Origin of the sequence: Actinacidiphila glaucinigra (assembly GCF_900188405.1) — a bacterium.
Lineage (GTDB): Bacteria > Actinomycetota > Actinomycetes > Streptomycetales > Streptomycetaceae > Actinacidiphila > Actinacidiphila glaucinigra.
This window is the reverse complement of record NZ_FZOF01000058.1, coordinates 1-19,792: the sequence shown is the minus strand read 5'-3', so window position 1 is coordinate 19,792 and position 19,792 is coordinate 1. Positions and strand designations below refer to the sequence as shown.

At 67.5% G+C, this 19,792-nt stretch carries 15 protein-coding genes; 10 read left to right on the top strand and 5 right to left on the bottom strand.

Features of this window, described 5'->3' with window-relative positions; all coding sequences use genetic code 11:
* The first annotated feature begins 501 nt into the window (after positions 1 to 501).
* The 5 genes from CHF15_RS43080 (at position 502) to CHF15_RS43060 (ending at position 7,040) form a co-directional block, all read left to right on the top strand.
* Complete coding sequence (locus CHF15_RS43080) at positions 502 to 1,545, top strand: ImmA/IrrE family metallo-endopeptidase (protein WP_179280255.1); 1,044 nt, start codon at positions 502 to 504, stop codon at positions 1,543 to 1,545.
* Positions 1,546 to 1,970: 425 nt separating this feature from the next.
* On the top strand, positions 1,971 to 2,315 hold the full coding sequence (locus CHF15_RS43075; protein WP_089229411.1) for a hypothetical protein: 345 nt from the start codon (positions 1,971 to 1,973) through the stop codon (positions 2,313 to 2,315).
* Positions 2,316 to 2,725: 410 nt separating this feature from the next.
* Positions 2,726 to 3,484 carry a TnsA-like heteromeric transposase endonuclease subunit gene (locus CHF15_RS43070; RefSeq protein ID WP_179280254.1) on the top strand — a complete coding sequence of 253 codons (759 nt, stop codon included), beginning with the start codon at positions 2,726 to 2,728 and terminating at the stop codon, positions 3,482 to 3,484.
* Entirely contained in the window at positions 3,481 to 5,910 is a 2,430-nt protein-coding gene (locus CHF15_RS43065; protein ID WP_089229409.1) for a DDE-type integrase/transposase/recombinase, read from the top strand. The genes CHF15_RS43070 and CHF15_RS43065 overlap by 4 nt, the downstream gene beginning before the upstream one ends.
* Before the next feature lie 83 nt (positions 5,911 to 5,993).
* Positions 5,994 to 7,040, top strand: coding sequence for an ATP-binding protein (locus CHF15_RS43060; protein ID WP_089229408.1), 1,047 nt, complete (start codon positions 5,994 to 5,996; stop codon positions 7,038 to 7,040).
* A 73-nt stretch (positions 7,041 to 7,113) separates the two neighbouring features.
* Here CHF15_RS43060 and CHF15_RS43055 read toward each other — a convergent pair whose 3' ends face one another.
* Positions 7,114 to 9,564: a DEAD/DEAH box helicase gene (locus CHF15_RS43055; protein ID WP_179280253.1), complete on the bottom strand. Its 2,451-nt coding sequence runs from the start codon at positions 9,562 to 9,564 to the stop codon at positions 7,114 to 7,116.
* A gap of 244 nt (positions 9,565 to 9,808) precedes the next feature.
* Between CHF15_RS43055 and CHF15_RS43050 the strand changes: the two genes are divergently transcribed.
* Positions 9,809 to 10,942: a hypothetical protein gene (locus tag CHF15_RS43050; RefSeq protein ID WP_143681787.1), complete on the top strand. Its 1,134-nt coding sequence runs from the start codon at positions 9,809 to 9,811 to the stop codon at positions 10,940 to 10,942.
* A gap of 270 nt (positions 10,943 to 11,212) precedes the next feature.
* On the opposite strand, the gene CHF15_RS43045 is transcribed toward CHF15_RS43050, so the two are convergent.
* Together CHF15_RS43045 and CHF15_RS43040 are read right to left on the bottom strand one after the other, a co-directional pair.
* Complete coding sequence (locus CHF15_RS43045; protein WP_089229405.1) at positions 11,213 to 11,491, bottom strand: hypothetical protein; 279 nt, start codon at positions 11,489 to 11,491, stop codon at positions 11,213 to 11,215.
* A 177-nt stretch (positions 11,492 to 11,668) separates the two neighbouring features.
* Positions 11,669 to 12,505: a hypothetical protein gene (locus CHF15_RS43040; protein ID WP_143681786.1), complete on the bottom strand. Its 837-nt coding sequence runs from the start codon at positions 12,503 to 12,505 to the stop codon at positions 11,669 to 11,671.
* 356 nt (positions 12,506 to 12,861) lie between these two features.
* On the opposite strand from CHF15_RS43040, the gene CHF15_RS46290 reads away from it, so the two are divergent.
* Positions 12,862 to 13,413, top strand: a complete 552-nt coding sequence (locus tag CHF15_RS46290; RefSeq protein ID WP_245939372.1) for a hypothetical protein — start codon at positions 12,862 to 12,864, stop codon at positions 13,411 to 13,413.
* On the top strand, positions 13,410 to 13,769 hold the full coding sequence (locus CHF15_RS43030; protein ID WP_089229403.1) for a hypothetical protein: 360 nt from the start codon (positions 13,410 to 13,412) through the stop codon (positions 13,767 to 13,769). The genes CHF15_RS46290 and CHF15_RS43030 overlap by 4 nt, the downstream gene beginning before the upstream one ends.
* Positions 13,770 to 13,893: 124 nt before the next feature.
* Here CHF15_RS43030 and CHF15_RS45385 read toward each other — a convergent pair whose 3' ends face one another.
* A complete protein-coding gene (locus CHF15_RS45385; protein WP_179280252.1) occupies positions 13,894 to 14,058 on the bottom strand; it encodes a hypothetical protein in 165 nt (54 codons plus the stop codon).
* A gap of 191 nt (positions 14,059 to 14,249) precedes the next feature.
* On the opposite strand from CHF15_RS45385, the gene CHF15_RS43025 reads away from it, so the two are divergent.
* Complete coding sequence (locus CHF15_RS43025) at positions 14,250 to 17,009, top strand: NACHT domain-containing protein (RefSeq protein ID WP_143681785.1); 2,760 nt, start codon at positions 14,250 to 14,252, stop codon at positions 17,007 to 17,009.
* Between the two features lie 252 nt (positions 17,010 to 17,261).
* Positions 17,262 to 18,569 (top strand): UDP-glucose dehydrogenase family protein, encoded by a 1,308-nt coding sequence (locus CHF15_RS43020; RefSeq protein WP_089229401.1) that lies wholly within the window; start codon positions 17,262 to 17,264, stop codon positions 18,567 to 18,569.
* A gap of 43 nt (positions 18,570 to 18,612) precedes the next feature.
* Here the strand turns inward: CHF15_RS43020 and CHF15_RS45380 are convergent, their stop codons facing one another.
* Entirely contained in the window at positions 18,613 to 19,014 is a 402-nt protein-coding gene (locus CHF15_RS45380; protein ID WP_245939371.1) for a MazG-like family protein, read from the bottom strand.
* Positions 19,015 to 19,792: the final 778 nt, after the last annotated feature.

Below are 19,792 nucleotides of genomic sequence, written 5' to 3'. Positions count from 1 at the left end.
GAGATCGCCACCAAGGACTGTGACCTTGTGGATCTGCCTGTCAGCGGTGACTGCGAGGACAAGGCCGGACCCGCAACGTGCATTCATCCTTCCGGGGGATCAGGTCGATGTCGCCCTGTGCGCTGCGGAGATCGTCGACAGGCTGTCTGCAGACGCGTACGCCCTGGTCCTGCTCCCAGATCCCTCGGCTGCGGCCCATGAGTTCCTGGGCTGGAACGCTCTCAGGCTTATCTGCGGGCAGCAAGTGAGGGAGGGGCTGGGATTGTTGATCGAAGGGCGGCCGGAGGGACGTGCTCGCGGTGGCGGCGGAGGTGATGCACAGCCAAGACTGCCTGAGAGCGGGTTCGAGCGGATTCGGCGCGCAGTACGACGTCAGAACGTGGCGGGGGCGTACTGGGCGCGTCGATTTTGCCTTGCCCGCACGGGAGCCCGGCGGCAGTTCCCTGGACCGGCATGCCCGCCTCAAGCGGTTTCTGGCCGGCCAGGGGTAAGGGAGGCGCGATGAGGCAGGATTTCTCCGCGATGGCGCCGGGGCGGGCGCAGGCGATACTGGCTGTAGTGGAGCGGCGTCACCCGGGCCGACTCGATGCCTTGCGGACGAATACTTTGGTAGAGCTGCGCGCATGGAGGGCGGAGATCCAGCTTTGGATGCATGATCCGCACAGCGGCTGGGGACCTTGCTCGGTGGACGGCGAGTACAACACCGAGACCGTCCCTCCCTCCGTACACCTCGGTGGGGCGTCGCCGCGCGAGCAAGCATTCGCCGCCCTGCACGAACTGGGGCACCATCTGCAGCAGTCCGACTACGGTCTGAGGGCTCCCGTGTCCGACTGGAGTTGGAACGAGTCCGAAGCCCTGGAGGAAGAGGCGTGCGATGCCTTCGCCGCCCGTGTCCTGCTCCCCGAGCCTCATCTTCCCGACGCTCTGCGGAAAACAGGGCCGACGGCTGCCGACGTAGTCGCACTGCTCAGCAGCTCGCATGCCTCGCGGGAGGCCTGTTGTGTGCGCGCCTCGGAGTTCTTCCTCAGCAGCGGCCTCGTGGTGCTTCTCGACGCGGAAGGCAGAGTTGTCTTCGCGGCCCGCCACGGCATGATGCCGCCCCAGCGCGGTTCCGACCAAGCGGCCACCCCGCTGATCCGTGCCGCGTTGAGGAGCCGAGGCAGCGCCCAGGTGGACCGGGCCCACCTCGTCCTTTGCGACGGGCATCCCAGTGAGGATCTGTACGGTCAGGCCGCGTGGCTGGACGAGAATTACCTGGTGGCGGTGCTCGGTGTCGATCAGGTGGCCTGGCGCCGGTTCAATCCGCCCAGGTCCGGCAGCGGTACGAGCCGATTCCTCTCAGGGAGGCTCTGCGAGACCTGTGGCGAGGAGGTCTCGGTGTCGGAGACCTGCGGGATGTGCTGGCAACCGAAATTCCCGCATGGGCAATGCGGCTGCGCTGCCGCCTGGCCTGCCGCGTATCGGTGGTGCCCCTTCTGCAACCAGAGGAAGTTTACGGCGCAGTTCCCGAAGCCGGGTCAAACTGCCTGCCGGAACTGCGATTAGCGGCTCCGCAACCCGCCCTCACCAGTTGCTTGCCGAGGGCCCGGGCGATTCGCACGGTGCGACGTGAAGCATCGGTGGACGCCACCGGTGGCGTCCCGCCGCCGGCCCGCGGGGGCTGGCTGTGCCTGGGGCACGGCGGCCCAGGGCACTGCGGGGCGGCTTCGCCCTGGCCGTCTACATCCTCAACCCTGATCCGCCCGAGCAGACAATGACCATCGCCTGTGGGCTCGGGCGACCGGACACACCTACGTCTTCTTCAACGGCTCATGGCAGTCCCCCCACCAGTACAGTGACGGCCCCTTGTGTATGTGGTACTCGGGTGATCCCCCCAAACAGCGTGGGAACCGGCGGCGCGACGGGGTCAGCCGTACTCCACGGGCTATGAGGCCCTGTCCGGCGGATCACGGCGTCGTAGTCTGCCGCACATGCACAGCACATTGACCGAGCACGCCCGGTGTCTTTACGGAGACGAATACCGCCCGACACCGGCATGCGGTCAGGAGCACCGCGAGCGCTACTTCGTCGAGGAACTGACCTTCGCTGATGCGGACGCGATCCTCTCGATGCTTCGGGAGCTCAGCCCGAACCTGGTCGACGGCCAGCTCCCGGTCTGGATCCGCAACCTCGCCTATCGGCTCGTGCTCCTGCAGAGGCCGGACGAGCCTGCGCTTCTGCGGGAGGCCGCGCAGAACCTGTGGCTGCACGGACCGGATTGGGACGACATCGCGGCGCAACTCGAGCGGCGGGCCGAAGAGCTGGAAGCCCGCTGACGGAACGGGCGGACCGTCACCTTCAGTCTATACGCGGATCGAGGTCACGGTGACGACGTAGCGTCCGCTCCCCCTTGCCGGGGGTCTTTGACGGATACCGCCGGACCGCGGGCCGACCCTTCGCAGGAGCCGGTGTCCTCAACGGCGCTTGCAGGTCCCCTGTCCAGACTGCCGTCACGTCGCGACGAAGCCCACAACGGCGCTGGCGTCGTGATCACCTCGGCTTCGCCCGCTTGGCGCGGCCGTCACAACGCCTCGGCTGGCATCCACGGCACGTTCCTTGGCTCAGCGGTTCGTCCAAGGTCGTCCGGAACATGACGCCGTCACCGTTGCCGCGAACAGGCGTTGTGCTAGGAGGTTCGCAGGGCGTCCTTCGGACGGTGCGGCCCGACGACAGAAAGAGGGTCTGCATGGCACGGGAGTTACTGGTCGTGTATCAGGGCCCGAACGGGATCCGGCGTACGCTGCCGGCGGAGCAGATCGCCGGGGTTCCCCTCGCCGAGCTGCATGAGGTGTGGAAGCCCTCTCGGCATCCGACCCAGCGCAGCATCGTCACCTATTGGTGGGCGGCGACCACCCGGCGTCATGTGGGCTGCCGGTCACTGGATCGGCTCGCGACCGCCATGCTGCTGGACTTCCACCCCGGGGTGCACGCTTTCAGCGCATGGTCGGCGCAGCTGGTCTGGCGGGAGCGCGGCCGCGAGCACCGCATGGTCCCGGATTTCTTCGTCCGTACCGCGGCGGGGACCACGATAGTCGTCCTCTGCCCGCCGAAGACGGGGCCGAGCGCGCGCTTCGAGCGAGGGTTGCAGGTCCTCCGCGAGGCCTGCGCGGACGCGGGGTGGCAGCCGGCAGCCCCGCGGCTGCCAGGGACAACGGCCCTGGCGAACTTGCGGTGGATCTCCCGGCGGAGGCATCCGCGTTTTGGTGACGCGGAGGTCGAGGCGTCGCTGGTGCGGGCGTTCGCAGCACCACGGCCTTTGATGGACGGCGTCGAGACCTGCGGGGTACCGCGGATGCTGGCCTTGCCGCGGCTGCATCACATGCTGTGGCACCGGCGGCTGGGGGTGGACTGGAATCTCCCGCTGGGCCCGGAGTCGCTGGTAGGTCCGCTGGGTGAGGGCGAGCCGGAAGCGCTTCGGGCGCCGCTTTGCGTGGAGCGCCGGTGACCGTGGACGAGGCGGACGGGCGGGCGGCGCTGACGGTGCGGACAGCGCCTCGTGGAGTGCTGGTGCGCGGGGACCAGGTGCGTTGGCGTGGCGGAGAGTACGTCGTCGCTGGTGTCGACGGCGTGCGGGTCTTTCTGGAGCCCTCCTCCGCCAGCGGCGCCACCCCGGTGGTGGTGCTGTTGTCGTTGCTGGCTGCGGCATTGGACTTCACTGTGCTCGATTCCCGTGGACGGCCGCTGCTGCAGGCGGAACTCCCGGATTTCGCGATGATGGAGGGCATCCCGGCGCACGCGGCGGAGGCCGCGCGGCGCTGGGAACGGGCGATCATTGAGGTCGAGACCGGGCTGCTGCCGGGGGCGCCGCCGGGAACACGTCCGAGGCCGGCCTACGACCCGCAGAGCACGACGCTGATCGAGCGCTACCAGGCCAAGGCCGCGGAGTTCAACGCGCTGCTGGGATGGTCAGTGTCCTGGCAGACGGTGCAGGCCAAGCGGTTGAAGTACTGCAAGGAGCGAACGGCCCTGGCGTTGGTGGACGGGCGCAGTACCAGGGCGCGCCGTCAGCACGGGCTGACCGATCCGCGGGTGGTCGATCAGTTGCTGACGTTGGTTGATCGGCAGCGTCAGCAGCTGGATGCGCCCAGCGACGCCAGGAAGTTGTTCAAGCAGTTGCGCCGGGTCGTGCGGGCCACGCACGGACAGGGGGTGAAGCTGCCGGCCGAACCGACGTTGTACAAGCTGCTGCAGCGTCTGGGTATCGAGGCCCGCGACCTTGCCGGCTCCCGCGTACCGGGCCGGCCACGGTCGGCCGGCGGGGCAGTGCCGCCTTTCTCGGTGACGAGAGCCACCATGCCCGGCGAGCTGGTGCAGATCGATTCGACCGATCTGGACGTGTGGGTCCTGGGCGACGACGGTCAACCGGCACGGGCCGAACTGACCGCTGCGGTGTGTGTGGCCACGCGCAGCATCATCGCCGCGGTGCTGCGGCCCAAACAGCCGCAGCAGCGCGGCGAGGTCCGAAAGGCGGCCCAGGGTGGCCTGATCACGGGCAGGCGTGCCCGCGGGCGGGCGACGAAGGCGGTGGACGCGTGCGAGGTCCTGGCCCAAGCTCTGGTGCCGGCGCCGATGCGGCCCGGGTTCGACATGGCCGTCCACGCCAGCCACTCGGACCTGCCGTACGAGGAGCTGGCGGCGGTCGATCCACGGTTCGCGCAGGCCGCGGCACGGCCGGTGATCATCCCGGACCTGGTGGTGATCGACCACGGCAAGGTCTTCGTGGGAAACACGTTCCGCGATGCCTGCGAGTACCTGGGGATCTCGATCCGTCCGGCCCGTAAAGGGACCGGATCTGACAAGGCGATCATCGAGCGCACGTTCTTGTCGATCAAGTCGATGTTCAGCCAGCACGTGAACTCCTACACCGGGAACCGGCCGTACCGGGTCCGCAGGACTGTGGACGGTGAGCAGTTGTGGACGCTGGCCGAACTCGACGACATGCTGCAGCAATGGATCGCGCTGGAGTGGCAGAACAAGCCGCATCCGGAGTTCGACGACCCGTACGACCCATACATGCCGGAGCTGTCGCCGAACCAGATGTACGCGGCGTGCGTCGCGGTCGAGGGCTACCTGCCGATCCCACTGAACCGGGAGGACTATCTGCGGCTGCTGCCAACAGCGTGGGTGGGCGTGAGCGAGCAGGGCATCCGGTTCAAGAACCGCACCTATGACCACCCCGCTCGCGACCCGAAGGAGGGACTGAACCCCTACCGGCGGGTGCCTTCGGGGTTGCAGGGCAGGAAGCACAACGGCTGGGAGCTGCGGTACTCCCCCAACGACCTGTCCCGGGTGTGGCTGCGGGACCACCGCACCAACATCTGGGTGGAGGCGGTGTGGGTGCACCAGCACGTGGTCGGAGCTCCGTTCACGCAATTCCTTTGGGACATCGCTGCATCACAGCACCTCGAGCGGGGCGGCGGACTCAAAGACGATGAGGCGATCGCGCAGGTACTGGCGGAACTGCTGGACCGCGCTTCCCGCAGCCCGGACCGGTCCGGGACGGTGACCGTGCCCGACGGATACGCCCCACTGCCGGCACCCGGTCCCGCCCACGAGTTCGACCCCTATGCCGGGCACGACATGGCGGACCTCTTGGCCGCCGCCCACGCCGCGTCGCCTGCGGACGACCCGCTGGCGCTGGACGATCTCGGCTTGTACTCCCCCGACCCTGCTCCGGGTGACGCCAGCATCGACTGGTCGCAGCCGCCGCAGCCACCGGACCCTGCCTGGGCTGCCTGGGAGCGGGAGCAGGACTCGACCGGGCCGGCAGATCCACCCGTCGCTGCCGGAGGTGATGACTTCGATGCCCGTTACCAGCGGACTCTGACGGAGTTTGCCCAGCGGCAGCGCGACGACGACGCCGAGTCGTGAGCACCCGCGCGACATCGGCTTGCTGCAGCCGGCTCACGAGCTGCAGCAGACGACGACACAGAGTTTTAAGGGAGCACACGGAGATGGCGGAACTGACCCGCGAGGAATGGCTGGCGCTCAGCAACCCGACGGTGCCGGAGCAGATGCTCCTGGCACCGCCGGTCCCGATGTGGCCTCAGGACTGCCATGCCTGGCGCGCTCGGGCCGACAGGCTCGATGAAGTCCCGGAGCTCGCGGACTGCGCCCCGATGGGCACGAAGGTCACCGACAACGATCGGCGGCTGCTGTACTCCGCGCACATGCGGACTGTGCGCACGCCTGCGATCCGCAAAGGGATCCCGGTGACGGCCGAGCCGATCAAGGCGAACCGGCAGCGGATCGGAGGAAAGATCGCGATCGTTATCGAAGGACCGCGCGGCACGGGGAAGTCGACGCTCCTGGACGCGATCGCCGTGTACTGGCATCGGCGGCTGAGTCGGCTGTACGGGCCGGACGAGAACCGGATTCCGGTCGTCGCGTTGACCGTGCCGCCACCGGGTCGCGGGAACGTACGCAACTGGGCCGGCGCGTTCGCCCGCTTTCTGGGGCAGGAACGCGAGGGCGGCGACCCGACGGCTTCGGTGATCCATACGATGCGCAACGCCCGCACTCTGCTGGTCGTCGTCGACGCCATCGAGCGGCTCCGCACCCGTACCGAAATCGAGCAGGCGTTTCAGTACCTGGATGTCATCAGCGAGGAGACCGGTGCGACGTTCATCTACTGCGGCCGCAATGCGCACCCGATCGTCGACCCGCAGACCCGCGACAACGACACCCCACTCGAGCAGGACGAGACGCCGTGGGGCGACAGCGTGGTCCTGCGTACCAGCCGGATCGGCTACAGCGACGAGGAGATGGCATCCTTCGTTTCCATCGTCGACCTGTTCGACGCAGATCTGCGGTTGTTCCGGCACGAGCGCGGTGACCTGACCGCGCTGGCCCCGTACCTGCACAGGCGCAGCCGCGGCTACATGCGCACGCTGTCCCACCTGATCTGCCAGGCGGCACAAGGAGCGATCCTGAGCGGGGAGGAGCGCATCACCGAGGACCTGCTGAAGAAGGTGTCGCTCGGGCAGACAGTGCAGTTGTGAACCATACGGGTCTGTGCCCAGCCGTCCGGTCACATCCCCCCTTCCGTCGGGCTTCCCGGCACGGTGGATGCGGCTATGCCGCAGGCGCAGGCCCCCTCGGCTTGCCCTCCTTCAGCTTCTTCTGCATCTTTTCCCACCGCCGGCGCTGCTCGGCGTTGAGGATATGGGGGGTGGAACGGAAGAGCCCGATCCACCAGCCCAGCGGGTTCACTCTGTCGGCAATGGCCGACCTCCGGCACTCGTAGTGCCTTTGTGGCACGTCCAGATGGCCTTCTCGTTTCAGAAACGCCGCGGCATCTTGGAGGGCGAGGTCGAACGTCGACTCCAGGTCGGAGAGCTCGCTGCCCCGGGAGTCCGCCTCCCTGGCCTGTGGCACCACAGCGAGGGAGGGCTTGCTGTAGGCGGGTTCCGGATCGTCGGTTCGCGTCGCGACGGCAAGGGCGTGCAGGGTTCCGCCGTATTCGCGGCCGCCAGGCCGCGGATGGATCCCGATGGCACGCAGCAGGTCCCGCTGCTCTCGGTGGTGTAGTCGGAAGAAGTCACGCTGCTGGCGACCGACCCACTCGTCGATGGTGCCGTCGCCGCGCTGGTACGGAACGTCTGGGGTGCGGCGCCATGGTTCAGGGCCGGGTGACAAGAGCTTGGCGCGCAGGTACTTGCGGTGCCATTCCCGGGGCCAGGGCGGGTTCCAGTATGGATCGATCGCTTCCAATGCCTGCTGGCGCTCGGCGGGCAGCCGGCCGGCAGTCGCCTTTTGCCGCTGGGCGGCGAGCCAGGCACCCAGCTTGTGGCCGCCGACCTCTTCGCTGCCGGGGACAAAGAGGTGGCCGTTGTCTTCCGCCCAGGCCCGGGCGCGTTCGAGCATCGACTCGGGCGCGGACCTGCCGGCGGCCCACCGCATGCCGAGCGCGTCCAACGCCTCGTATTGCTCGGGCGGGAGGCGGTTCAGGGCTTGCCGCAGGCGAAGGTTGCTCAAGCACAGGCCCAGCGAGAAGCCATCGTCGTCGATATAGGGAGCGGGGACGTCCAGGTGTCCGAAGCACTGGTGGTAGGCGCTGGCCGAGGCGAGTGCCTGCTCCCAGGTGCCGATGGCGGGCACAGCGATCTCCAGGCCCAGAACTTGTGCCAGTTGGGCTGCTCGCTCCGGGTGGGCGTAGAAGCTGGGTTGTACCTGCAGGCGGCCGCCGCGGGGCCGTGTGATGGGCAGAGCGATGCGGTCCATGAACGATTCGTCGTGCGCGCGCAGTGCCTGCAGCAAGGTGAACAGGGTCTCGAACGACGAGTTTTTGAACAGGTCCGTGGCCCTGGCGCCGCGGCGAGCGTAGACGGGGAAGACGAGGGTGGTTTTCTTTCCGGCGCCGGGGGGTTGCCGAAGCCCGCGGCCGATGGCCTGGATGGCGTCGATGATGCTGTAGCGGGGCTGCACGAAGACCACGGCGTCGACATCGGGCATGTCGACGCCCTCGTTGAGGACGCGGACGTTGGACAGGACCGCGCATGGCCGGTCGGGATCGCCGAAGTCGATCAGTAAGGCATGACGGTCCGCGTTCGGCTGCTTGCTGTGGATGGCCCGCGACCACAGCGCTTCGCGGCGCAGCGGCGGGCCGACTTGCAGAGCGGTCTGCGGCAGCGAAGCGGCAAATGCCTCGGCGTCATCGATGCGGTTGTAGAAGACCAGGACTCGGCGCAGCCCGTGTTCCAAGATCGCACGCAAAAGGGCGACCTGGACGGCGCCGTTGCGTAACCCGTCGTGGTGGGCCGTAACGCCGGGTGTGCTGGCTGCCAGGATGGCGTGCAGGTCGGCGTCCTCGTCCTCGACGACCGGTACCACGACCTGGTAGTCGGCCAGGATGTTCAGCTCGATGGCTTGCGGCATGCCCAGCTGGTACACGATCGGCCCGAAGATTTCGCGGTGTTCCATGGTGGCCAGGGGAATCCGCTCCGTCAAAAGTTCGTCCGTGGCGGCCCGTCTTCTTCCCCAGACCCTGGGGGTGGCGGTCATGTACAGGCGGAGCCTGGCTGGGATCGCGGCATCGTCGTGGACGGTTCCCCATCCGGTGCCGAACGCGGAGCAGGTGCGGTGGGCTTCGTCGACGACGACGAGATCCCATGGCGGGCATCCGAACTGGGCGTGGGCCTCGCGGATGTGGTGGAGTGAGCCGTAGGTCGTGAACACGGTGAAGGGGCCGCTGGCTTTGGCCACGGCTGCGATCTCCTGCGGGCATTGGGTCATCACCACCTCGTCCGTGGACATGCCGGTGTCGCGTTGAGTCACGGAACACACCCCGAGCGCCATTCCGTTGCGCCCGGCCTCACGCCACCGCCGGATGGTCTGCATCACCAGGGCTCTGGTCGGCATCACCACCAGGACATTGCCGCGTGGCACCAGGCTGCCCGCTGCTGCGACGGCGATCAGCGTCTTGCCCGTGCCGCACGCGCTGACCAGTGTCATGCGCGGCTCACCGTCGGCCGCCGCGACCTCGATCGCGGCAAGCGCGTCGGCCTGGTGCTCGCGTAGTTTCACCACACCTCCGGAAGATCCGTTGCGGATCGCGCGGGGAATGTACCCGCCCAAAGCACCACTCCGACGGGCCTATCGGCGAATTTCAGCCAAAGTCCTCCTCTGGTGGATAAAGGAGGGCGAACAGCGCGCATGTGCCAGTGGGACGCCGTAAAGAGGTTGGGGGCCTGCGATCCGTTCAGGGGCGGGCTCCCCGTTGCGGCAGCCGCCGGAACTGCATCTCGGCGGTACGGAGAGGAACCCACCAATGGCAACGACGGCCGGTCGTTCCCGCAGTGATGGCGCGCCTGCGCGCAGGAGCAAGGCCTGGCGGCCGGCACAGCGGCTCGCTCTGTCGGTGCGGTCCATCGGCGGGGAGTCGACCGGCTCCTTCGCGCGGCGATTGGCAGACGCCAACGGCATCCCCGACCAGGAGTTCTGGGCCATGTTCGGAACGCCCGTCCGTAAGTACGGTGCCCCGAGCGACCCCCGCTACAGCGATGGATACCTGAACGCCGCGGCTCTCGAGCGCCTGGCCGTCATGGCCGGCCGACAGGTCAGGGAATTGCAGTTCGCACTGCCGAACCTGCGCCCCCACCGGCTCTTGCCCGAACAAGCCGATCCGGTCTGGGACTGGCCCTGGGACACGTCCGGCTGCTTCCTGGTGCGGGTATGCGAGGTGTGCGCCCGCATCAAGAACACCAGCCTGCTCTCCTACCTCGCCTCTGACACGACCTGGCAGGTGTGCTGGGATCATCGCCGCTGGCTGGACAATCGCCGCGAGCCCGGGACGGACGCCATCACCTTGGACGCCCTGCCCGAGGTCCTCGACGCGCACCAGCAGCGGGTCGTGCTGGAACGCAGGTTGGGCGCCGGCGGACGCGCACTGTTCGCGGACGCCTACGCGATCGTCTCGTGCTGGTGGAACGTCCCCGCACTGAACGCACCCGTATGGCGGAACCGCCAGCACCTCCTGGCCAGGGCCGGCCGGGACCACCTGCGTGTGGCGCCGCTGGTTTTCTACCCGGAAGCGGTCCAACTGGCTCAGGCGCTCGCAGCCCGGGAGCGGCAGCGACTGCGACGCACCCTGACCCGCGAGGGCCACTATCGGTGGCTGGACAAGGTGGCTGCGGCCATGGACCGGTGGGGCATCCCGAGCGAACCAGCGCTGGACGCGGTGGAGCACTGGGCCGACCAGCATCCGCCGCTAGGCAAAACCGGGGATCTGCAGGCGGCACGGCCGATGCGCGGCCGGCACCGGCGGCTGCCTCTGGCCGACAACGCACACGCGCTCAATGAGCCGCTGGGTGAGCGTTCCTGCCTGCCGTGGAAACTCGGTGAGCTTCTCACCAGCGAACTGAACCCGGCGTTCGGCGGCTGGGCCGTGCACGGCCGGGCATGATGCTGGCGTTAACGCGTCCCGGCGCCCACCGCGAACGCCTGACCTCCGTTGGAGGTAACGCGTCCCGGCGCCCACCGCGAACGCCTGACCTCCGTTGGAGCCGTGTTCGCTCCGACTCGATGGGACCGGTCGGCGCCCACAAAGCTGGCGAGGTAGGACCGCCTCATCTGATCGCCGCATCGCGGACAGTCGCCGAGAGTTGTTCGCGACGCGGCGCGGATATGGGTCGAATCCTAGGTGCTCGATGTCGCCGCAGCCGCCAGCTACGACCTACGAGCGCACAGTCGGCCCCTCGGGGCCGGGGTCGCGGGCCGGAATCTCGCTCCGGCAGTCCTTGCACTCCACCGTGTGCGGCAGCGTCGTGAACCGGATGCCGGAGATGCCGTAGGACCCGTCGATGCGGTAGCTCCCGCAGACAGGACAGGGGGTGGCCTGAAAGTTCTTCTCGCACCGCAGGCACCGGCCGTGCCTCACCGCGCCTTCGTCGCCCTGCTTGATCAACGTGTCGGCGCTTCCGCACCGCGCACAGTGGACTTCCTCTTCGTCCATGTCTACTCCCTAATCAGGTCCTGGAACTGCGGACAACCGACGGCGTGCCACTCCTGACGAGGGCCTCCCCCTCAACGATCACGACCTCGGCATACCACGGCACGACAGCTACGTACGCGTACGCCTCCCGGACGCCTGCCCCAGTCTCCATGAGGGGCCGGGGCCCACCTCGCATCGTCACCTTCCGAGTAGTCGCCTCCACCAATTGGTCCGCACGGTGAACGTGGGGGCTGGCAGCTCGATGCCGTCCCGGCGAGAGATCCAGTACGTGCGGCGGCGAGGCGGCAAAAGGTCGTACTCAAGGCTGCGCAGGCCGGAGCCCTCCGTTATGTGGAAGGGCACGGTCACCCAGACGCTGCCTCGCGTCTCGTGAGGCTGGATAGGGCAGCCGCTCAGGCTCAGGTCCCAGGTGTCGGTGGTGCCGTTGTCCCGGTCATCCCGAACGCTGATCGTCCCCACAGCCCGATGCCGCAGAGGCAGTCCCTGCTCGCGGGCCTCGCAGTTCTCCGAGAGCTCCTTGGCGGTGAAGTTCGCCTGCAAGAACACCCGCACCTCTCCGCCGGCGCCATCGGTCTCCCGGGCGGGAACGATGAGCGGTGAGGGCGCGCGCAGTTCCCGGTTGTCCTCCGCCGCCACGGCGAAGTCGCCATCGAACCGGGCCTCGATCGCCCGGCCGCTGAGGTTCTCCAGCACAACCGCGGCTTGGAGGACCGTGCGCTCGCCCTCCTGCTCAGGGAAGTGCCAGTCGTGGCCGGCGGGCCAGGGGTTGCAGGGCATCCCGATATGGGACCAGGCCAGCAGCGGCCATGTCGGCTCTTCAAGCCGGACCGAGACTTCCGGAGCGCGGTCGTCCAGTCGGCCTCGGTCACCGGCCAGGAGTACGGCCTGGGAGACATCGACTCCGGAGCGGGTCAGGAACGATTGCCAGGCAACAGCGAGCAGGGCGATCAGTGAGATCACCGCTGTGACGGCCGTGGCGCCTGCGGACAGTTCAGTCCAATGCACTTCACTCATGGCCAGGGATTCTCAATGGTCAGGACCGTAACTCGCCAATCATGACACAGGAGTTGCTGCTGTTCATCGACCACGTACCATCCCAGCGGGAGCCCGCCGTACGACAAGGCCCCAGCCACCGGCAACTCCACTGCTGGAAGCCGGGCCATCGCTGCCTGTTCGCCTCAGAAGCTCAGCTCGAAGTTGTCCTTTTTGACACAAAGCACCCCTTTGCCTGAAACGGCTCGGAGCGTGAGAGGCGGGACCTACGGCCCCAACCGGGGCCTACGCGGCCCCGGACCCCACGCCAGCGCCTAGAGAGAAAGTCGACGGACCTGGACGAGGTTGCCCGGCGCTACCCGGGCCGCAAGCTCAGCTTGGATCGCAAGAGGGAACCACTTGAGTTCTATGGCAGTGACGACAGCCGCGGCGGCGGGTTCTCCGTGGACTCGCTGGAGTTCTTCTTTTTGATCTCGCAGTACTACCGCGAGGCCCTGCCCTTGCGCATCATCCTGCTGCTCATCGCCTGCCAACGCGCTGGCGGCCGCGTCCACCTCACGCAGGACAAGATGGCCACCGTCCTCGACGTCGCGCGGACCAAGGTCAACGATGCACTCCGGGAGTGCATGTCCCATGAGGTCTGCTTCCGAGTGAAACGCGGCATCTACCAGCTCAACCCCCCATACAGCTACCGCCTTGGCGAGTACATCCCCGGAACCGAAACCACTGGACCTGAGTACCGCCGAGTCGACCAGCACGAGACGATCGCAGGCATCCGCGCTGACCTGACCCTGCCAGAACTGGTCAGGTACCCCAGCCTTGACCACATGAGGCAAGCTATTGAGGAACTGCGGCAAGAACGGGCGCGCAAGCGCGCAGAACGCCGCGACGAGCGCGCCCAGCAGTTGGAAGAGGGGACAGACCAGTGAGCACCCTGCGATTCGCACCGGTCACCGCCGAAGGCCTCATCGCTGACCTCGACCTTCCCCCGGCCGCCTACCGGGTCCTGCTCAAGCTCCGCAGTCTCAGCGAACCTGGCGGCCGCATCGAGATCGACCAGGCAACGATCGCGGGCTCGCTCGACCTGAGCCGCCCCAGCGTGACTGACTCGGTGGCCGCTATCAGCGCCATGGACCGGTCCGAGCGCCTTGACGACCCCCGGTTCGTTGACCGTTACCGCAGTGACGTCGCGGCTCACCAGGACCAGCTCGCTCAACAGCGCAAGAGGAAGGCGGCAAGGAAAGCAACAGTGAGCCGTCGCGGGGCGCTTCATGCGGTTGGCTGAGGCTTCCCCGTGGTCTGACGTGTACGAGGCCGGTGAACCCCGCCACAGAGCGCCTTTCCGACCACGCCATCGGCCCCGCGAGGGGCCGATGGCGTCAGCGTGGTGGGCAACGGACGCCAAGCAGTCATCGCCGGCCGCGCAGCTCCCGCAGGAGCTCGGCAACAGCCTTCAGGATGCGAGCGCGGTCCTGAGAGGCGGTGCCCTTCAAAGCCAGACCGGTAATGGTTACTGCGGCGATCGCGAGGATCGCGACCCCTGCCAAGAGCACGGCTGCAAGCTGGATGTCCATGTGTCAGTCCCCTCTCAAACGACCTTGACTGCCTCGTGCGAGGCGGCCACGAGAACGGTCGCGGGGTCCCCTAGGCGCCGACCAGGGATACCGGATCACCGGATTTCCGGCCACACAACCGCAGGTCACAGCACTACGCGGGCCCCGGCCGACAGATCGCGCCGGATCGCAATCGAGTCGAGAGGCGGGAAGTGACCACCACTGAAGGGCTCACGGGGCGGCAAGCTCTGGCACAGAGACTCCGGCTCCTCTACGACGAGCTACGCCGGCTGCAGCCGAGAAGGACGCAGAAGGCCGCAGTCGAAGAGGCCAATCGGCGCCTCCGGGAAGCCGCAGGCCTCCCGAGGGACGAGCCCTCGCCGCGTGACAAAAACGGAGTAGACCTCTCATTCCAGGCCGTAAACGACTGGTTCCGTTCCTCGAAAGCGCCGACCTTGCCGCAGTCATTTGACGATCTGTGGGCGGTGATCGCCGTGATGTTGGAATGGACCGGCGAGCTTCGCGACAAGCTGAGCAAGGACAGGCTCTACCGTGCCTGGCACAAGCTGTACCAAGAAGCCGAGAGGGGAGGCGATCTCGACGAAAAGTTGCGCGGCTATCTGGAGGCCGCCTGCAAGTCCGTCGATGAGCACCCGTATCCGGGCCTTCCCGGACAGATGGAACGCCTTTCCTTGGCTGAGGTCTACGTGCACCAGCGCAGCCGCCCTGCAGCCGCGGGAAGCACCACCAGCTTTGCTGCGGGCGGCGCCGGGCCGGCCGAACCCGCCCTGGCTGTCGAGGTCATCTTCCACAAGGCTGACCGCATGTGCGTGCTCATTGCTGGCCCGGGCGTCGGCAAATCCACTCTGCTGAGTACACGGCTACGCGATGCGGCCAGACCATGGCTCAGCGGAAGGAGCTCAGGGAAGAGCGGAGCGTCAGTCCCGATCCGGGTAAGTGCACACACTCTCGCAGGAGACGAAACGCAGGTCCCTGATGCGCTCGCCGCCTCCACCCGAAGGCTCTCCCGATTCGGGCGGGACCCGGAACTGGCCAGAGCTCGCTTCCTCGAGCGCCCATGCACCGGAGCGCACTGGCAACTACTCGTAGACGATCTCGATGAACTACCCAACGCGGACGAGCGCCGCGCCGTCCTGCAGAAGTTGGACAACGCCGTCAAGCAAGATCCACCGATCTACCGGTGCGTCGTAGCCACCCGCCCTCTGACCGAGAACGAGCTCGACGTCCTCGGAAGTGCCGTGCCGCACTACGAACTGCAGCCTTTCACCACCGACGACCTGCACACCTACATCGAAAGGTGCTTCCGCAGGCGCTGGTCGCGGCCCGAGGCCGCCCGCCGCAGCGGCCACTTCGCCTCCGCACTCTACGAAGCCTCACTGGTCGAACTGGCCCGCACGCCCCTGATGGCCTTCCTCCTGTGTCAGCTGTACCTTGCCCACCCTGAGCGGCCGTTGCCCGACGGCCGTACGGGGGTCTTTGAGGCATTCTCGCGGCTGCTCTACGGGACCAACCCACGCAAACGCATCCGAGATAGCCACCGAGAAGCGATCCAGCACCTGATTGAAGACCTTCAAGGCTTCCGGGCACACCAGGAGGCTCACGATGCCGCACGGCACGTCTGTGAGGCGCTGCCCGAGCTCATCGACTCCCTGGCGCACCAATGGCTTACGGGCCATCAGACCTCAGTAGCGGAGGCACTGGCTTCACACGAGGCTGTCCGCCGCCCCAGCAAGGTGCACGAGAAGCGCTGGACAGCGTTCTTGGAGGACCTACTCCGGCACACCGGCCTGCTCGTCCACAGCGCAGACGGTCTCGGCTTCCCCCATCAGACCTTGCTCGAATACCACGCTGCTTGTCACGCCACACGCAACGAAGAGGTACGCGCCGAACTGCTCGACGCTCTGCTCCCACCGCAGCCCTCGGCTCATGAGGACGGCTGGACGGCCCCGGATCTGGAGCCGTCGTATCTCGGCTTCCTCCTCGACGCGCTTCTCGCGCCCCACGACCAGATTGCGGTCAAAACACTCCAGCGCTTGGATGACCTCACCGCCGGAGGAGGCATCGAAACATTGTCTTTCCTCTTGCAGCAGGAGTGGTTGCGGACTGCTCTCCCCAGCCAATCGAGAGTCCTCTGGCTGACCCGTATGGCCGACGAGACCGACTCCGATGATCACGTGCGCGTTGAAGCGGCCTGGGCTCTGGCCCGAGTGCCAGGGTTCACACAGGAGGGAGTCGACCGACTGGAACGCTTCGCCGACACGGAAACCCTCGACAGCTGGCATCGCGTGAAGGCGGCTGGGGTTCTGGCCGGAGTCGCCGGATTCGAGCAGGCCGGAGTCAGACGACTGGAACGCTTCCTCAATAGCACCATCCTTGATGACATTCACCGCGTGACGGCTGCCTGGGCTCTGGCCGGTGTAGAGAGGTACGAGCAGGCCGGAGTCAACCATCTGACCCGCATGGCCGACGAGGCCGATTCTGATGATCACGTGCGCGTTGAAGCGGCCTGGGCTCTGGCCCGAGTGCCAGGGTTCACACAGGAGGGAGTCGACCGACTGGAACGCTTCGTCGGCGGTAGCACCGGCCTTGATGGCGTTCACCGCGTGAGGGCTGCCTGGGCTCTGGCGCGGGTTCGGGGGTTCGAACAGGCCGGAGTCGACCAGCTGAAAGGCCTCGTCCACAACGCCACTCTTGACGACTCCCGCCGCATGGACGCCGCAGTGTTCTTGGCCTCTTTCGACACGAATGCAGGGGCTGACGCGTACACCTGTCTCGCCGACGATACGACCCTCCACTACATTTACCGCATTGCAGCGGCCGAGGCATTGGCCGGCATTGAAGGGTACAAGCAGACGGGGGTCGCCCGGCTGGAACGCTTCGCCCGTGACCCCACCCTTCACCACCGATACCGCATGATCGTTGACTCGGCCCTGTTAGTCTCCCGCCGATAAAAAGCGTCCCTGCCGTTCCAGCGGTAAGCGCGCGCCGTTGGAGCGGCGTAGGAGGGCCCAATGGGCCGGGGTTCTGGGTGACTAGTTTGCCCTTACGACGCGTCAGGCGGGGCCTAGCGAGCGGCTATGCTGCCCGGCACCAGCCAGTGATCCGGCCGGGCACAGGGCAGCAGTCCTGGCTCCGGCCAAGCGGGGAAGTGTGGCCCTGTCGGATGTGGGCGCCGCGCCTTGAGAATGGATGGAACACCACGCATGGCTCACCCGTCCCATCGTCGTATCGCCATCTTCGGCGCCGGCTACATCGGCCTGGTGACCGGGGCTTGCTTTGCCGAGCTCGGACACCACGTCGTGGTCCGCGACATTCAGCCCGAGAGAATCCGGCTCCTCAACGTCGGTGAGTTGCCGATCTACGAACCCGGTCTCGGCGACCTGATCGCCCGCAACAAGGAGCGGCTGACGTTCACTCTGGACGCCGAAGAGGCCGTCCGGGACGCCGACGTCGCCTACGTATGCGTGGACACCCCGCCCACGCCATCGGGTGACGCCAACCTGTCGCGGGTCTGGTCGGTGATCGACGCGCTCAAGGCCGCTTCGCACCTGGCCGCGGTCGTGGTGAAGAGCACCGTGCCAGTGGGCACCGCGGCGCGGGTGCGCGCTGCCCTGGACGCGGCCGGCCTGTCCCATGTCGGCTACGTGTCCAACCCGGAGTTCACCGCCGAGGGCAAGGCGGTCAGTGACTTCCTGCACCCGGACCGGGTCGTCATTGGCTCCGACGACCCGGCCACCGCTGAGCTGATCGCGAGCCTGCACGAGGGCATCGACGGCCCGGTGGTCATCATGGACACCGCGTCCGCCGAGATGGTCAAGCTCGCAGCGAACGCGCTGCTCGCCACGAAGATCACGTTCACGAACGAGATCGCCACGATGTGCGAGGCGACGGGCGCCGATATCGAGCCGGTGACCCGGGCGATCGGCCTGGACCATCGGCTCGGCCCGCACTTCATGAAGGCCGGCCTCGGCTACGGCGGCAGCTGCTTCCCCAAGGACTCCCGGGCGCTGCGGGCCATGGCCAGCAACGCCGGCTACGCCTTCCAGCTGCTGACCGCTGTGATCGAGGTCAACGACCTGCAGCCGAGGCGGGCGATCCAGCGGCTGAAGACGGAACTGGACGGGCTCGGAGGCAAGACGATCGCGCTGCTCGGCCTGGCGTTCAAGGCCGGAACCGACGACATGCGCGAGGCCCCCAGCACGGTCATCGCGTCCCGGCTGTTGGCCGAGGGCGCCACCGTCCGCACCTGGGATCCGCTGGCCCAGCCCGGCGACAGTGAACCCTGGTCGTCGACCACGCGGCACTTCACCCCTGTCGAGGCCATGACGGGTGCGGACGCGACGCTGATCGTCACCGAGTGGCCGCAGCTGGTTGAGGTGCCGTGGGACCAGGCGCGAGCGGTCATGCGCCGGCCACTGGTCTTCGACGGCCGAAATCTACTGGACCCGGCCGCCATGGCGGGCCTGGGCTTCACCTACATGAGCGTGGGGCGGCGCACCGTCTCCGGGTAGGCATCGGAGGATCACCGCCGTCGTTCTGGTTCCGGGGGCTGGCTTATCGGCTTGGCCGTGCCGGTGGCGAGTCGTTGTGGGTGAGGCCGGCTCGGGCGGCGACCTCGTCGACGTGTGCTGCCAGCAGGCCGACCACGTCGGGCTGGCAGGCATCGGGGCGATGGAGGTGGGCGACGGCGCAGAGCGCGGTCATGGCAACGTCGAAGAGTTCACGCTGCACGTCGGCCATCGTTGCGGAGCGGCCTTTGCAGGGGTTGTGGCCGGTGGCGCCGACCAGTGCCGCAATTACTTCCCCTGCTTCCTCGCCGACCTTGGTCACCCTGCCCCACAGCAGTGCCTCCGGATCGCGGTCCCGGTTGTCGGGGTGGGCGTCGATCCACCGCGACACCGCGTGGACGCCGGCGTTGATCCGGCCGGACTGGTCGGCCGCCCCGGTCGCGGTCACCGGGTGTCCACGCCGGTGTGCGGCAACGCCATGGGAGCGCTGACGGCCAGGACGTGTTCGGAGGTGCCCAGGACGCTGGGCTGGTCCTCCAGACGCCGCAGCGCGTCGAGGACCTGGGCACGGCGCCCCGGGTTCTGCAGGCGCTCGGCGAGATCAGGCAGCAGCTTGGGCGGGACCTACGGCCCCAACCGGGGCCTACGCGGCCCCGGACCCCACGCCAGCGCCTAGGGCGCGCTGGACCGCCCTTTCCTGCCGCCTGCCCTGCGCTCCGCGCACCCCTCGGGCGCTGGGCGCCCTCGGTGGGCAGTTGCCCTTGGTAGGCCGCCCCCCTCTGCTGTAAGCGAGGCCGGCAGACGGTCGAGGGCAATGGTTTCGCCATAAGGGGGCTTACGGCGGGGCAAAGGAGCCGGGGTACTTCCGGAAGCGACCTTGCAGACATTTGGCACGGCGGATCCGCGCGTTCCGTCGATACCCGCCAGGCGCCGGACCCGAACCCTGGTCGGGTCCCACTTTCCAGACAGGGCTCGGCTAGCCCTGCACCAACCTTCATGATCACTTCCGGACCGTAGTTCCGCGCAGTACCCAAAAGGTTATCCCCGTAGTCACAACATCCTCCGCCCAGTTGCAGCACCACAGGTCAGAGCGTCACGGAGCCGGGTACCAAACGCCCCTGCAGCACACCACACCAGGTCAGACGGTAGACCAGAGCTACATATACGTAACTCAAATACCCAAGGTCAGCACATCGAGCATGTCGTAACTAGAGAGAAAGTCGACA

What these genes read in the sequence shown, in the direction of transcription:
- CHF15_RS43080 (WP_179280255.1), top strand. Translation starts at nt 502, where the DNA reads ATGAGGCAGGATTTCTCCGCGATGGCGCCGGGGCGGGCGCAGGCGATA.
- CHF15_RS43075 (WP_089229411.1), top strand. Translation starts at nt 1,971, where the DNA reads ATGCACAGCACATTGACCGAGCACGCCCGGTGTCTTTACGGAGACGAA.
- CHF15_RS43070 (WP_179280254.1), top strand. Translation starts at nt 2,726, where the DNA reads ATGGCACGGGAGTTACTGGTCGTGTATCAGGGCCCGAACGGGATCCGG.
- CHF15_RS43060 (WP_089229408.1), top strand. Translation starts at nt 5,994, where the DNA reads ATGGCGGAACTGACCCGCGAGGAATGGCTGGCGCTCAGCAACCCGACG.
- CHF15_RS43050 (WP_143681787.1), top strand. Translation starts at nt 9,809, where the DNA reads ATGGCAACGACGGCCGGTCGTTCCCGCAGTGATGGCGCGCCTGCGCGC.
- CHF15_RS43045 (WP_089229405.1), bottom strand. Translation starts at nt 11,491, where the DNA reads ATGGACGAAGAGGAAGTCCACTGTGCGCGGTGCGGAAGCGCCGACACG.
- CHF15_RS43040 (WP_143681786.1), bottom strand. Translation starts at nt 12,505, where the DNA reads ATGAGTGAAGTGCATTGGACTGAACTGTCCGCAGGCGCCACGGCCGTC.
- CHF15_RS45385 (WP_179280252.1), bottom strand. Translation starts at nt 14,058, where the DNA reads ATGGACATCCAGCTTGCAGCCGTGCTCTTGGCAGGGGTCGCGATCCTC.
- CHF15_RS43020 (WP_089229401.1), top strand. Translation starts at nt 17,262, where the DNA reads ATGGCTCACCCGTCCCATCGTCGTATCGCCATCTTCGGCGCCGGCTAC.